9 protein-coding genes are annotated in these 15,509 nt (G+C 34.6%); 6 read left to right on the forward strand and 3 right to left on the reverse strand.

Annotation, left to right across the window (positions count from 1 at the left end; translation table 11 throughout):
• The first annotated feature begins 5 nt into the window (after positions 1–5).
• Positions 6–461: a DinB family protein gene (locus ACKXGU_RS09325; protein WP_463465056.1), complete on the forward strand. Its 456-nt coding sequence runs from the start codon at positions 6–8 to the stop codon at positions 459–461.
• On the opposite strand, the gene ACKXGU_RS09330 is transcribed toward ACKXGU_RS09325, so the two are convergent.
• A complete protein-coding gene (locus ACKXGU_RS09330) occupies positions 462–1,184 on the reverse strand; it encodes a DUF3298 and DUF4163 domain-containing protein (RefSeq protein WP_463465057.1) in 723 nt (240 codons plus the stop codon).
• A 91-nt stretch (positions 1,185–1,275) separates the two neighbouring features.
• Here ACKXGU_RS09330 and ACKXGU_RS09335 point away from each other — a divergent pair, with 91 nt between their 5' ends.
• The gene (locus tag ACKXGU_RS09335) at positions 1,276–2,415 is read left to right on the forward strand and encodes a cystathionine gamma-synthase (RefSeq protein WP_463465058.1); all 1,140 of its coding nucleotides are present in this window, start codon (positions 1,276–1,278) and stop codon (positions 2,413–2,415) included.
• 71 nt (positions 2,416–2,486) lie between these two features.
• Here ACKXGU_RS09335 and ACKXGU_RS09340 read toward each other — a convergent pair whose 3' ends face one another.
• A complete protein-coding gene (locus tag ACKXGU_RS09340) occupies positions 2,487–3,266 on the reverse strand; it encodes a THC0290_0291 family protein (RefSeq protein ID WP_463465059.1) in 780 nt (259 codons plus the stop codon).
• Positions 3,267–3,495: 229 nt separating this feature from the next.
• On the opposite strand from ACKXGU_RS09340, the gene gdhA reads away from it, so the two are divergent.
• The 4 genes from gdhA (at position 3,496) to ACKXGU_RS09360 (ending at position 10,459) form a co-directional block, all read left to right on the forward strand.
• Entirely contained in the window at positions 3,496–4,839 is a 1,344-nt protein-coding gene (gdhA, locus tag ACKXGU_RS09345) for an NADP-specific glutamate dehydrogenase (RefSeq protein ID WP_463465060.1), read from the forward strand.
• Positions 4,840–4,961: 122 nt separating this feature from the next.
• The gene (gene porZ / locus ACKXGU_RS09350; RefSeq protein ID WP_463465061.1) at positions 4,962–7,307 is read left to right on the forward strand and encodes a type IX secretion system anionic LPS delivery protein PorZ; all 2,346 of its coding nucleotides are present in this window, start codon (positions 4,962–4,964) and stop codon (positions 7,305–7,307) included.
• Positions 7,307–8,023: a DNA repair protein RecO gene (recO, locus tag ACKXGU_RS09355; RefSeq protein WP_463465062.1), complete on the forward strand. Its 717-nt coding sequence runs from the start codon at positions 7,307–7,309 to the stop codon at positions 8,021–8,023. Before porZ ends, recO begins: the two co-directional genes overlap by 1 nt.
• 27 nt (positions 8,024–8,050) lie before the next feature.
• A complete protein-coding gene (locus ACKXGU_RS09360; protein ID WP_463465063.1) occupies positions 8,051–10,459 on the forward strand; it encodes a TonB-dependent receptor plug domain-containing protein in 2,409 nt (802 codons plus the stop codon).
• Between the two features lie 51 nt (positions 10,460–10,510).
• Here ACKXGU_RS09360 and ACKXGU_RS09365 read toward each other — a convergent pair whose 3' ends face one another.
• On the reverse strand, positions 10,511–15,484 hold the full coding sequence (locus tag ACKXGU_RS09365; RefSeq protein ID WP_463465064.1) for an InlB B-repeat-containing protein: 4,974 nt from the start codon (positions 15,482–15,484) through the stop codon (positions 10,511–10,513).
• Positions 15,485–15,509: the final 25 nt, after the last annotated feature.

A 15,509-nucleotide genomic window follows, 5' to 3' on the forward strand; every position in this document is an offset into this window, starting at 1 on the left:
AAACTATGGATTGGGCATTTGATATTTCGATTAAGAACAGAAAATTATTGGAATCTATTCTAGATAATTATTCTTTACAACAACTCAATAAAATCCCTGATGGGTTTAGCAATAATCTGATATGGAATATTGCTCACACCATCGTCACACAGCAGTTACTGGTTTATAGATTATCTGGGTTGCCTTGCATCGTTTCTGAAGAATTGATTGAATTATTTAAAAAAGGGACAAAACCTGAAAGGGATTTATCTCAAGCTGAAGTTGATGCCATTAAAAATTTGTTATTTTCTACCATAGAAAAAACGAAAGAAGACTACAACAACAAGGTGTTTCAACAATTCAATGAATATACTGTCACAACAAAAAGCACACTAACAAATGTGGAGGAAGCCATCGACTTCAACTGTTATCATGAAGGCATTCATTTAGGTGTCATATTATCCTTGCGGAAGTTTGTTTAATTACTTGTAAGCCAATAGCGCATCTATTTCATTATAGGTCATGTGAATTTCAGTAATACCTGAAGAATAAGGCGCAATTTCATAAGTATTATACAATAATATGAGACCATCATCATCAAAGCCAATATTCGCTGGAAGGGTAAAATTATCAGGATCAAAATAATTTTCTTTTTTGTCAGCTATCTCCTTATTAAAATGACTTTTGGCCAATTCTTCAAAAGCTGAAAAATTAGAAAACAAATCGTTATTAGGAATGATGTCTCCCGTGAGCGTATCAAAATTCAAAAACCTAATTGTCAAAATACCATGGGCTCCTCCAGTATTCAAATAACTTGTTAAGGCAATGGATATTAAAGACTCCGATTGATAGGAAACTTCACCATCAATTTGAGCTTCCCAAACCATGGGGCTTTCTGGAAATTCATTTGTAAATTTTATATACTCATTGTTGAAATTAGTGATGCTTTCTTCAACAGATTTTGATGTAACCGGTTCAGGGTCGCCAATTTGCAGAGTAGCTATTATCGACTCGTTTATTTTAGAATTTATTTTTTCAGATACAGGGTTATTGCCTTTTGCTTTAGGAATAAATATTTCAACGAGTTTGTTTTCATGGGTAGTCATGTTTACTTCATTGAATAAAGTTGAAGATTTTTCATCCGCACATGAAAGGTTTAACAATGAGTAAGTTGATAGTATAAAAACGATAAAGTAATTTCGCATAATGACTTCCTGTTAATCTTGTACTAAAGATAGTTATTGCATTTGAATAGAACGAATTAAAATATAACTTTGTGGAAAAGAACATTTATATATGAAATTTAATACAAAAACAATACATGGTGGTCAGAAACATGATCCAGCTTATGGTGCTGTCATGCCACCTATATATCAAACATCAACATATGCTCAAAGCACACCAGGTGGACATAAAGGTTTTGAATACTCCAGAACACATAATCCAACAAGACAAGCTTTAGAAAATGCTTTTGCCAGTATTGAAAATGGTAACTATGGATTAGCCTTCGGTTCTGGATTGGCAGCCATAGATGCGGTTATTAAGTTGTTGGAGCCGGGTGATGAGGTTGTTTCTACTAATGATTTATATGGTGGCTCCTATAGATTGTTCACCTCGATTTTCAAGAAGTTTGGTATCAAGTTTCATTTTGTAGGTATGGAAAATGCCCATAATATTGAAAACTTCATTAATGGCAAAACCAAACTCATCTGGGTGGAAACACCAACAAACCCCATGATGAATATTATTGATATAAAAGCTTGTTCTCAAATAGCTAAAAAGCACAATCTGTTGCTGGCTGTTGATAATACTTTTGCAACACCTTATTTACAACAACCATTGGATTTGGGTGCTGATATAGTTATGCATTCAGCAACCAAGTATTTAGGCGGACACAGTGATGTGGTTATGGGAGCCCTAATTGTCAAGGACAAAGACTTGGCCGATAAATTGTATTTTATTCAAAACGCCAGTGGTGCTGTATGTGGTCCACAAGATAGTTTTTTAGTACTACGTGGTATTAAAACACTGCATATCCGAATGCAACGTCACTGTGAAAACGGTAAAGCTATTGCTGAATACTTGAATTCCCATCCAAAAGTTGAAAAGGTCTATTGGCCAGGTTTTGAAAACCATCCCAATCATAACGTTGCAAAAGCGCAAATGAATGATTTTGGAGGGATGATATCTTTTACAACCAAAGGGAATAATTACGAAGAAGCTATAAAAATTGTTGAAAAACTTAAAATATTTACATTAGCAGAGTCTTTGGGTGGTGTCGAATCTTTGGCTGGCCATCCGGCTAGTATGACACATGCAAGTATTCCCAAAGAAGAACGTGAAAAAACTGGTGTTGTGGATTCACTTATTCGTTTGAGTGTTGGAATCGAAGATATTGACGATTTAATTGAAGATTTAAAACAAGCAATAGGATAGTATTTTATAAAAGCATTGAACAAAAAAGCCCAAGTAAAGTTACTTGGGCTTTTTTGTTTATTTTTTAGATATTAATCTAGATAATAGATGTAACCAAAATTTAGCCAAACCAACCAATCATTATGCTTATTAGAACTTAATTGATGATTCAAACCATCAATCCAATCACTAAAGTAATATTGCCATCTTAAATCCAACATTAAATCGGACAATTTAGTTAATTTATAACGCGCACCAATACTGGTGACAACTGACCAAGTACTTCCTGAATCAGGGTTAATTGATCCAGGCTCCCATTGGCTCCAAAAATTACGAGGATCAGCAATAGTTTGTGTTCCATAAGTGGTAGAAGCTTTAGGATTAAAGGAAGTATAGTGAGCTCCTAAACTCACAAATGGCGCTATTCTATAGCTGAAAGCTTGAAAAGAGCGGATACTCAAAGGGAAATATTCCAATTGCATTCCAATATCAAAGTTATTGGCTTCACCTTTGTGTTTTCTCAATCTTTCAGCATTATCAGATGTTCCTGCTTGCCATTGTCCAAAATGGTCTAGTTTAGTAGTGTTATAAGATATTTCACTTCGTAACTTAAAATGATCATTAAAATAAGTGTCAGTAGAGTAACAATTACAATCTGCTCTGTAGGCAAAATTGATGTAGTGAATCAAACCTATTCCAATACCGGAATTACCAAAATTTGTTTCTTCATTATTTCTAACACCAAAGTCTGATCTAAATTGAACGGGACCTACAATAGCACCAATTTCATGAGAAAAACCTAGCTGCGAAAACCCCATTTGCATACCAGCAAAAAAGATTAAGATTACGGTTAATTGTTTCAAATTGAACATAGTATTACTTTCAATGATTTAGAGCAAACAGTTAACAAATATAAAAAAACGACTTTATCTACCAAATTAATTATTGAAATCCAATAAGATATACGGCAAATTAACAAATAAATAATTATTTCATCATAGATTATGAAAAATAAAAAAAAGACATTTCTTTTTTAAAGATAATGTATATTTGCACCCATTAAATTTCACAATATTTTTATATTTCTTAAAAATCAAGAAAATGAAAGAAAAAATAAATGCCTTTTTAGAGACAGTTAAGGGTAAAAATGGTCACGAGCCAGAATTTTTACAGGCTGTTCATGAAGTTGCAGAAACAGTTATACCCTTTATTGAAGAGAATCCTCAATACAAAGGGAAAATGCTATTGGAGCGCATGGTTGAGCCAGAGCGCACGATAATATTCAGAGTGCCTTGGATTGATGACGAAGGCAACACGCAAGTAAACAGAGGGTTTCGTGTTGAATTCAATTCAGCCATAGGACCTTATAAGGGCGGTTTACGTTTTCACCCTTCTGTAAACTTAAGCATACTTAAGTTTTTAGGGTTTGAACAAGTTTTTAAAAATTCATTGACCACTTTGCCAATGGGTGGCGGTAAAGGAGGAAGTGACTTTAACCCTAAAGGGAAAAGCGACAACGAAGTTATGCGTTTTTGTCAATCTTTCATGAATGAATTATTCAGACACATTGGTGCTAATACTGACGTTCCTGCCGGAGATATAGGTGTTGGTGCCAGAGAGATTGGCTACATGTTTGGTCAATACAAACGATTAAGAAATGAATTTACGGGTGTGTTAACTGGAAAGGGGATGTCCTATGGAGGTTCTTTAATTCGTCCAGAAGCCACTGGTTATGGATGTGTGTATTTTGCTAAAAACATGCTTGCAACAAAGGGAGACTCTTTTGAAGGGAAAACCGTTGTGATTTCCGGGTCAGGTAATGTGGCACAGTTTGCTTGTGAAAAAGCCACTCAATTGGGCGGCAAAGTTGTGACTATGTCTGATTCATCAGGATATATACACGATTCTGAAGGAATAGATGCTGATAAATTAGCATTTATTATGGATATTAAAAATGTTAAAAGAGGACGAATCAATGAGTATGTTGAAAAATATCCTTCTGCGAAATTTTATGCTGACGAGAGACCTTGGTCTGTTAATTGTGATATAGCTCTACCATGCGCAACCCAAAATGAGTTAAATGCAGAAGAAGCAAAATCTTTAATAAATAACAATGTAATTGCTGTTGCTGAAGGGGCCAATATGCCAACTACGCCTGATGCCATTGAAGCTTTTCAAAAAGCGAAAGTATTGTTTTCTCCAGGGAAGGCATCTAATGCTGGAGGTGTTGCAACTTCTGGTCTGGAAATGAGTCAAAACTCGTTACGTTTCAACTGGACTCGTGAGGAAGTGGACGCGAAACTTAATCAAATCATGAATGACATTCACGAATCGTGTGTTACTTATGGTAAGCAAGAGGACGGATATATTGATTATGTGAAGGGAGCTAATGTTGCCGGTTTTGTTAAGGTAGCTGATGCTATGCTTGCTCAAGGAGTAGTATAAAAAGAATAAATTTATTAAAAGGAGCTTTCTATTGATTTAGAAAGCTTTTTTTATTTAAAAAAATATGAAACACAACTTTAACTCGTTAGTATTAAATATATTTGAATACTGATAATTATATTATGATTAAAAGGACAATACTTTTTTTGTTTTTTGTAGTTTCTATTTTTGGTTATTCTCAAGATTTTTCTTCACAATGGCAGGGTCATTTTTCATATTTAAACATTAAAGACATTTCCCAAGGTAATAATAAATTATACGCTGCAGCTGAAAATGCCATTTTTATCTACGATACCCAAACTCAAGAAACAACGACTTTATCGACTATAAATGGATTGTCAGGTGAAACTATTTCACAAATTCATTACAGTGAGGCATATGAACTTCTCATTATCGGTTATGAAAATGGATTGATGGAAATTGTTTTTGACAACGATGAAAATGTTTTAACAATAGTAGATATACTTGAAAAACCAACCATTCCTCCTACTAACAAAAACATTAATCATTTTAATGAATATGAAGGACTAATATACATTTCAACAGACTATGGTATTTCGGTCTATGATTTAAATAGATTAGAATTTGGAGATACATATTTTATAGGGAATGGAGGTGCTCAAATAATTGTAAAACAAACAACAATTTTTGACGGGTATATATATGCAGCTTGTCAAGATGGAAATGGATTAAAAAAAGGTTTGTTGACGAGTAACGATTTAGTTGATTTTCAAGAATGGATAACAGTTAGAGGAGGTAATAATATTGCTATTGAGACTTTGATTGATAAATTGTTCGTAATGAGATTTAACAGATTTATTGCTGAAGTTATCAATGATGAGTTTTTCGATATTATTCAATATGACTCAAGACCAATTGATGTTCGAGCGGTGAATGATTATTTAATAATTACAGAAATTGATAAAGTTCATGTTTATGATATTAATTTTAACATAATAGCCGAAATTGCCATACCTGATAATTTCCCGACAGAGTTTACAGCATCAACATCGATAGGTAATGATATTTACATTGGAACTCAAGATTACGGAATACTTAAAGTTTCAATTTCAAATACTTTTGAATTTGAAGAGATTCACCCTGATGGGCCCTTATTAAATAACTCTTTTGCTATTGAGTCAGCATCCAATAGCTTATGGGTAACTTTTGGAGAGTATACCTTAACATATAATCCGTCTCCCTTGAACTCAAGAGGGGTTAGTCACCTCAACAACGGCGATTGGGTTAATATTCCTTATGACAGCCTTTTTGAAGCAAAAAATTTAAATAAGATAGCTATTAATCCTTTTAACTTGAATCAAGTATTTATCAGTTCTTTTCAAAATGGAATTGTTGAAATCAATGATGATTCGCCTACAATCCTTTATAATGAAACAAATAGTGGATTAGAGTCTGCTGAAAATCCAAATAATCAAAGTTTTTATAGTATAAGGCAATCGGCATCGACATTCGATAGAAATGGGATACTTTGGACAATGACTGGCCGAGTTGGTAAACCTTTGAAATCATATGACCCAACAACCGATCAATGGAGACGATTTGATTTTTTGAGTTTGATACAAGATCCTTTTAATGGTGAATGGGGATATAGTGATATAGAAGTTGACGACAACGGAACTAAATGGATAGGCGGTTATTATTTTGGATTAATTGGATTTAATGAAAATAATGGTCCTCAATTAAAAAGCCTCAATAGCGAAGACCAAAATATGCCTTCTAGTTTTGTTACTTCTGTAGCTATTGATAAACGCAATCAAATTTGGATTGGTACAATACAAGGATTAAGGGTACTGTATAACACATCCAATTTTTTTTCAGATGATAATGTGCAAGCACAACAAATAATAATTTTGGAAGAGGGTGTTCCAAAGGAATTATTATTTCAACAATTTGTTTCTGATATTGAGGTTGATGGATCTAACAATAAATGGGTTGCAACTATAGCTTCTGGATTATTTTATTTTTCATCAGATGGGCAACAAACCTTATACCATTTCACAAAAAATAACTCGCCCTTACCTTCAAACAATATCATAGACGTGTCTATTGATGGATCTAATGGAGTGGTTTATATAGCCACAGACAAGGGTTTGGTTTCTTTTAAAGCTGGAGGCTCCGAAACACAGGAAACACTAGAGAATGCTTTTGTCTATCCTAACCCTGTAAGGCCCAATTTCGAGATAACCCAGAAAAAGGTGAAAATAAGTGGGATTTCCGAAAATGTCAATATCAAAATTACCGATATTGAAGGCAATTTAGTTGCAGAAGCACAGTCCAGAACCAATTTGAGATTTAAAGGATATAATCTGGAAATAGATGGAGGTGTTGCTTTTTGGAATGGCAAAAATCTTCTTAATAATGTTGTTGCTTCAGGGGTTTATTTAGTCATGCTTTCAGATTTAGATACTTTTGAAACAAAGGTTTTAAAGGTAATGGTCGTTAGGTAATGTTAGCTGTCAACAAAGTAATTGTACTTTCCAAAATTAAGTATCGAGACAATGATGTCATTGTAAAATGCTACACAGAAAAGCGTGGTGTTGTTAGCTACTTGGTTAGAAATGCTTATAAAAGTAAGGGCAGCAGATCTATAGCTTATTATCAACCACTTTCGCAATTAGTCATTGAAGAAAAATATAGACAGAATCAATCTCTACAATATATATCAGAAGTTAAGTCTAGTTTTTTTTACAAATCACTCCATACTAATGTTTTAAAAAGTTCTGTAGCTATTTTTATTGCAGAAGTTTTGGCTGCTGTGCTAAAGGAAGAAGAGCAAAACACCAACTTATTTGATTATCTTGAACCGGCTCTACAATGGCTTGATGCTGAAAGTAAATTCTCTAACTTTCATCTGTTGTTTTTAGTTGAGTTAACTAAATATTTAGGATTTTATCCTCAAAGCAGTTTTAATGAATCATCATTTTTCAATCTTCAAACAGGGGCTTTTGAAAACAATCTCATTGACAAATTCTCTGTATCAGACCAAAATAATACTATTTTAAAAAAGCTGTTGGGCATGAAATTTGATGAGTTAAATATGTTGCATTTAAATGCTGCCCAAAGAAGAAATTTTTTAAATATGCTTTTGCTATATTATGAATTGCATCTAGGATATTTTAAAAAACCAAAATCATTGGAAGTATTTAGTCAACTTTTCAATTAACCAACTAACCAATTAAAAATTTTAGAAATGAAGTTAAAATTCCTATTTCTATTTTTTTCTGTAATTTATTCTATCAACACGTTTTCACAAAAAGTTATTGTGCTAGAGAAAGATTCAAATACACCATTGGCGGGTGTAACTATTTCTGGTGATAACGAAACCATTCAAACTAATATTGATGGAGAAGCTTCATTGGATTTGTTTGAAAATAATGAATTACTAACTTTTAGAAATAAATCCTACAGAGAGGCTCAATTGAAGAAATTAGAAATTATTGATGCCAATTATAAAGTATATTTAGTCAGTATTGTTGACTTAGACGAAATAGTTATTTCTGCATCTAAATTCGAACAAAGCTCAAGGGATATACCTCAAAAAATAGTCAACATTACGGCTAAAGAAATACAGTTTACAAATCCACAAACCAGCGCTGATTTATTGGAAAACACTGGAAATGTGTTTATTCAAAAAAGTCAGTTGGGAGGTGGTAGCCCAATGATTCGAGGGTTTTCAACCAATAGGCTATTGATTACTGTTGATGGTGTTCGTATGAATAATGCCATTTTTAGGTCGGGAAACCTTCAAAATGTGATTTCAATAGACCCTTTTACCATTCAAAATACCGAAATAACACTTGGAGCAGGATCTGTAGTCTACGGTAGTGATGCCATAGGCGGTGTTATGAGTTTCTATACCAAAAAACCACAGTTATCTTACAAAGAAGATCTGTATTTTAGGGCTAATGCATTAGCAAGATATGCTTCAGCTAACTTTGAAAAAACGGGACATTTTGACGTGAATTTTGGATTAAAAAAATGGGGCTTTTTAACTAGTTTCAGTTATAGCGATTATGATGATTTAAGAATGGGTAAACACGGTCCAGTGGATTATTTGAGACCAGAATATGTTGAAACTGTTAATGGGGTAGATTCTGTTGTAGAAAACGAAAATCCATTAGTGCAAACACCTACAGGGTTTAATCAATATAATCTCATGCAAAAAGTGCGTTATGAACCCAAAGAAGATTTAAGTTTAGATTTAGGAGTATATTTTTCAAGAACATCGGATTATTCAAGATATGACCGACTCCTACGTTACAGAGGAGAAAATTTGCGGTCAGCTGAATGGTATTATGGCCCACAACAATGGTTTATGACTAGTTTTCAGTATACCAAATTGAGAAGTAGATCGAACCTTTATGATAAGGTTCAAACAACTCTTGCATACCAAAACTTTAAAGAGAGTAGATATGATCGTGATTTTCATTCAGAAATAGAAAATATCAGAGAAGAAACGGTTAACGCACTGTCATTTAATATCGATTTAGAAAAGAAAATTAGTCCAAAATCAGAGCTTTTCTATGGTTTTGAATATGTCTACAATTTAGTTAACTCTTTAGGAGAAGAGAAAAATATCACTACCAATACTATTAATTCAACGGTTTCACGCTACCCAGATGGTTCTGATTGGCAGTCTGTAGCAGTTTATACAAGTTTAAAATACAAGCCGAGTAATACATTCATTTTCCAATCTGGTTTGCGTTATAACCAAGTGTTTGCAAACGCGAGTTTTACAGAAAACAATGAATATTTAAATCTGCCTTTTGATTCAGCTAAAATTAATTCAGGTGCATTAACGGGAACAGCTGGTATTAGCTGGTTACCCAACAAAACTATTCAATGGAAATTGAACGCTTCAACAGCTTTTAGGGCTCCAAACATTGATGATGTAGGAAAAGTGTTTGACTCAGAACCAGGTTCGGTAGTGGTACCTAACAACAATCTAAAGCCAGAATATGCCTATGGAGGAGAGTTGGGCTTAATACTAAACTTTGATGGCATTTTTGTTTTGGATATTGAAACCTATTATACATTTTTAGATAATGCATTGGTGCGAAGAGATTATTCGATCAATGGCGAAACGGAAATTATTTATGATGGTGAGTTGAGTAATGTCCAAGCTATCCAAAACGCCTCTAAGGCATGGATTTATGGTTTTGAGGCGGGTCTGAAAGTTAATTTTTCTGAGAATGTCAAACTCACTTCTCAATATAATATTATAGGAGGTTCAGAAGAAGACAACGGTATTGAAATTCCGGTTAGACATGTTGCTCCAAATTTTGGGAATACGCATATAATCTTCAATAAAAACCGTTTGAAAATAGATGGATTTATTGATTACAATGGAGAACTATCGAATAATCAATTGGCGCCATCTGAAGCCGAGAAAGACTATATATATGCCAAAGACGAAAATGGTAATCCTTATTCACCCTCTTGGTATACTCTAAACTTGAGAACTCAATATGAATTGAAAAAGTCATTAAATATAACTATGGGTTTAGAAAACATAACAGATCAGCGATATAAAAGGTATTCTTCAGGCATAGCCTCTCCAGGAAGAAACTTTATTGTGTCTTTGAATTATTCTTTATAAAAAAAGCCCTCTAAATTTAGAGGGCTTTTTCGATATTATATTTATACAAAATTACTTTTTGATAGCTTTTTTAACAACAACATAATTATTGGACAAGGTTATTCTAGCTATATAGGCCGAGCTGCTTAAGTTGTATAAGTTATATGTTTCAGAACTATTTTGTCCTCTGAAATTAAACACTGTTCTTCCAGTTAAATCAATAATTTCAACATTTTTGATTGACAGGTTATTTGAATGAACTGTAAATCTTACATCATCATTGTCTAACTCAATAATGCTGATATCATTTGGATTCGTGATTATTTCATCAACAAACAAAGCGTTTGATCTAAATACGATTTCAAAACGACTATTAAAGGTACCTTCTTCGGCCATAAAGCTGTATGGACTACTTCTTAAATCATGAGTAATTCCTATTAGATTGTCCTTTAAAAATATAGGTTGAGAATTTGTGTCAAATATACCATCAACCGCAGCAATAGCTATGGTGTAATTGCCACTAATGGTGCTTTTATAACCTAAAGGAATAACATCAGAATCGGTAAAAGGAAGTCCCAGACCTTGAATAACAAATGCTTTATCCTCTATTAATGAATAAAAACTTAAGTTATCTGCAATGGCATCAAACATATGGTCTTTATCTTGGGTTGCATTTTGCGCGTAGCCAACTAAAATACGATTTGTTGGTTGATTTTCAGAAACCAAATCCAACCAGATACGGTGTTTTTCTAATTGACGGTAATCAGTAGTTTTATTATTGACACCCAATCTATAAAATTGAGAGTTATCATGTCCAACACCTCTCATAGCATTGTTAAACACAACATTACTTCCTGAAGGAGCGGTATCCAACATATTGACCATAAAACTTTGCCCAGAAGCAATGTATAGATCACCTGGACCACTTGAGGCACCCATACCATTGTAGGTTAAATAATCAGTTTCAGTATAGTTAGAGCCAAAATCATAATAAAAAGGATCACCGATAGCTGTACTTGGTGGATTACCATGTGTCCATAGATTTACAAAACCATCTAACACACTGCTGTTTTCATCCAAAAAGGTATAAGCATCAATAGCCGAAGGATAAGGATTCCCTAATAAATTCCATTGATCATCGTTACCAGGAATGGACCCTCTTGTAACTTGCAATGTGTGAGTTAATCCATTATGTGGGACACCGTTATCGAAAATGGCAGTAAAATTCAAATCACCTGGTACTGCCGGTGAAGTTTGACCGTTAGGCACCCGTATGATGTAACCTAAACCTTTTACCATGGTTTCACCAGCTGCTGAAACCCAATTCCCAAAAGTACCATTGGTATTAGCAAAAGTTGGATTCCACTTATAAATTCGATTAGTTGGCGAACTTGGCGAAACGTTATTGACATTCATATTGGTTATTGGTGAAGACCAATATACATAATCTTGATCATCAACAGAGGCAGATCGTTCCACGCTAATGTTACCAGTATTTATACCTGAATCATCACCTTGTACTAGTGAGCCATTATTTTCTATGAGAAATGAGCCATTATTTGTAAAGTTGTCATTAACAAAAATGTAACGACCATCCGTAATTGTGACGGTATTTGTTGGATCAACTATCAAGTCACCTTTTACATATAAATTATTGGAAGTACTGGTATCAAAATGGTTATCTAGCGTAACATCATAAAATTCTTCTGTATTGGTAGGAACATTATTATTAATAACTTGTGGACCATCCAAAGGATCTCCAGTAAATACCACGTGACCGTTACCTTCATCGAAAGCATTGACATTAACGTCATTAGTCCAATCACCATATAAATAAATCAGACTCCCTGGTGTTCCAATGCCATCGTGGTTCATATCTAAAGAGCCTGTTCCTTGAATGTTGATATCACGCACATACAAAATATCCAAGTCAGAATCTATATTTAATTTTTCATCACTGATGGTTAAATCTTGACAGTCCGCAACATAGCCATATTTTGCTGCATTTGGGGAAGTATGATCAATATCACAATAGGTCTCTGATGTACTATCTATTGTTACATCCGTATCACGTCTTGGAACAGAAAAATTCTCCCAGTTTTTACAATCAAACCAATCATTACCGGTAGAACTAGTGGTGCTGCCAATCCAATGACCTGCAACATTGGCCGTACCAGTAATAGTATATTGACTACCACATAGTGTAGTAATATCATCACTCTCCTGTCCAGAACTAGCACTTGAAATGGTCCAATTACCAATATCTGTAATATGAGCTAACAATTCATAATGACTGCCTGTGGTTAAAACCCTGTCATGATAGCCATAGAAACGTGTGGAAGAAGTCGGTCCAGTTTCCAAATAGACACATTCAATATCTGGATGTATTCTGGATACACGTGTTTCACCATAGCCAGTTTGAGAGAAAGTTCTAAAATTCCCTTTGGTTTGTAAACCTCCTAAAACAACACCAGTGAAAGTCCTAAAATAATCCTGCTCAGAATCAGGGTCTCCTGGGCCATCTGCTTGTGGTATCGCATTCGAAAACGTCCCTTGCATTAACCAAATAGCATCTGGATTAGTAGTACTGATATTTCCAGCAATATTATCATTACTATGAGCTGGATTGTCTAAAACAACAAAATCTGAAGTCCAATCATCACCGTTCACAGTTATAGATAAAATATATGCTGGGAAGCTATTGGTTTCAATACAAATAATGGAGCCTTTTGGAATATCTGTACAACCAATATATTGAAGCGTAGCATATGGAGGCTCACCTGCTTCGTTAAAGTCATCGTTACAATCATACCATTTATTGGTTCGTTCATTGGCGTTAGCATTTGCCTCAAACAACAAATTAGCAATTGTAAATTCAGTACCTACTCCAATATCAACCATATTTAATATAGAAAACCGATCATCTCCACCACCAATGTAACTATCAAAACCAACAAATACCAAATCACCAGGAAAAAAGGTTGTTGGTCCAGACCCTCCAGAACTTATTGGAGTTGCGCTACTAGTCATAGGTGTAGTACTCCATTCAGTTCCTATCCTCGTAAAAATTTTAAAATGGTATGAGATACCATCAGTTAGCCCAGTTATCGTTTCGGTAGTAGCAACCCCTTTAAAAACAACTTTTCCAGATAGCAAGTTTGAACCACTTCCAGAAAAATTGGAATCAGCCGTATAGGTTGAACCGTCCCCAGTTGGAGAACCTGCAGCTACAGGATTATTAGCTCTAGCGACAACCAATACTTCATCATAACAAGTTGGAAGAGTCCAAGTTAAAGCAATATCTCCGCATCTATTGGTTGCGCTAAATGGGTTAACGTTATCTACAGTAACATTATAAGTAATATTGTAAAGTGCTCCCGAAGACCACGTAGTTCCAACTCTGGAAAATATGGCAAAATGATAGGGATTCCCGCTTGTAAAACCAGTAATTGTTGCAGATGTCCCAGTGCCTTTATACACTACATATTCTAGTGACCCCATATCAGTTCCGTTTCCAAAAATACTATCTGCAATATAAGAGGAACCATCATTTCCATTTACAGGTGTGGCGGTAACTGCACTTCCTTGTCGTCCAATAATCAGAACTTCTTCAGCACAGGATGGAGCGTCCCAAGTTAAATCAATAGCACCACAATTATAGGATGCAGAAAAAGAAGTAGCAGTTACGGGAGTCGAACAAGAGCCGCAGGTTATATCAACATTATCTAAATAAAATGAACCACCACTTCGTGGACTTTGAATAATTCTTATGTAATAAGTACCTAGCAAATTTAGACTTAAGTTATAGGTAGAAGAGGTAGTAGTTACATCTCCAGTATTAGAGCCATCAGCAACCAATGTTACCACATTTGTCCATGGTCCTGTATTTGAAGTAGAATATTCAAAATTAACAGAAAAATTGGAAGTTGTACCGGATGCTCTAGCTTCAAAACTTATAGATTGTGGGTTTGTTAAAGAAACGTTGGTCACAATATTATCCCCATTGGTATTGAAACCAGTTCCATTTCCAGTTACTCCTGCTGTTGAATTTTGATAGGTACCTGAACCAGTCCAGTTTCCATACCCAGAATCAAAATCATCAGATAAACAGGGTCCAGTAAAAACATCCCATTGGGCATATAGCGTTACATCAGAAGAGAAATTATATGTGGCGCCTTCAGCATAAGTAGTTCCGCTTCCATCTGCTACCGTATTCCAACTATTGAAGGTATATCCAGTGTTGGTAAAGGCATTACTATCAAGGTTGGCAGCGACACAATTAGTTTGAGTTGGCATACTTCCTGTGCCACCATTACTATCAAAAGTTACAGTGTTTCCAGTTGGTGTCCATTGTGCATATAAGGTAGTATTGGTTGTAATATTAAATGTATTTCCTCCACTGTAGCTACTACCACTGCCATCAGTAGCGGTATTCCAACCGCTAAAAGTATTGCAAGTATTAGTAAACGTATTTCCTAAAACCGTCACAGAGTCACCTGAATTATAGGTGTTTGGATCAATTGGAGTCGTTCCTCCATCACTACCATTTCCATCATAGTTTACAGAATATGTTGGTGTACCTGATGTATATGTAACGCAAAATTGGTCGATATAAATCCTTTCCGTAGCATCTCTTTGATAAAACTCAAGAGTGCTTACAGCAGATAAACCATTCATAGTATAGGTTGTGCCACCAGCTAGACTATTTGTGCCACCACCATCAACTATATACTCAGCTGACCCAGTAGATCCGGAGGCGTTAATAATAACTTCAGTGATCGTAACTCCGTTTAATGCATCTATTATAAAACCTCCGCCTTTTGTTGCATTTTGATAACATCGTAATTGGTTATTCCAAATACGAGTATTAGCACTTCCACTATTTTGATAAGTTGTAAACCTTATATTAGCATCAAGGTTTTGATTTGTAAAAGTTGTACCGTCAGAGTAACCGGTTGAAAAATCAAAACAAACTGTTGTCTGCCCAAACCCAAACATTATTGCGCCCAAAAAAGCGATAAATACGAGGGAGTATTTCTTTATCATAAGGATAATTAATTTTTAAGCTGAA

It is taken from the genome of Hanstruepera sp. CR43 (genome assembly GCF_055227665.1).

Coding starts and splice junctions, on each gene's coding strand:
- gdhA (WP_463465060.1), top strand. CDS start 3,496: ATGAAAGAAAAAATAAATGCCTTTTTAGAGACAGTTAAGGGTAAAAAT.
- recO (WP_463465062.1), top strand. CDS start 7,307: ATGTTAGCTGTCAACAAAGTAATTGTACTTTCCAAAATTAAGTATCGA.
- ACKXGU_RS09365 (WP_463465064.1), bottom strand. CDS start 15,484: ATGATAAAGAAATACTCCCTCGTATTTATCGCTTTTTTGGGCGCAATA.
- ACKXGU_RS09360 (WP_463465063.1), top strand. CDS start 8,051: ATGAAGTTAAAATTCCTATTTCTATTTTTTTCTGTAATTTATTCTATC.
- ACKXGU_RS09335 (WP_463465058.1), top strand. CDS start 1,276: ATGAAATTTAATACAAAAACAATACATGGTGGTCAGAAACATGATCCA.
- ACKXGU_RS09330 (WP_463465057.1), bottom strand. CDS start 1,184: ATGCGAAATTACTTTATCGTTTTTATACTATCAACTTACTCATTGTTA.
- ACKXGU_RS09325 (WP_463465056.1), top strand. CDS start 6: ATGGATTGGGCATTTGATATTTCGATTAAGAACAGAAAATTATTGGAA.
- ACKXGU_RS09340 (WP_463465059.1), bottom strand. CDS start 3,266: ATGTTCAATTTGAAACAATTAACCGTAATCTTAATCTTTTTTGCTGGT.
- porZ (WP_463465061.1), top strand. CDS start 4,962: ATGATTAAAAGGACAATACTTTTTTTGTTTTTTGTAGTTTCTATTTTT.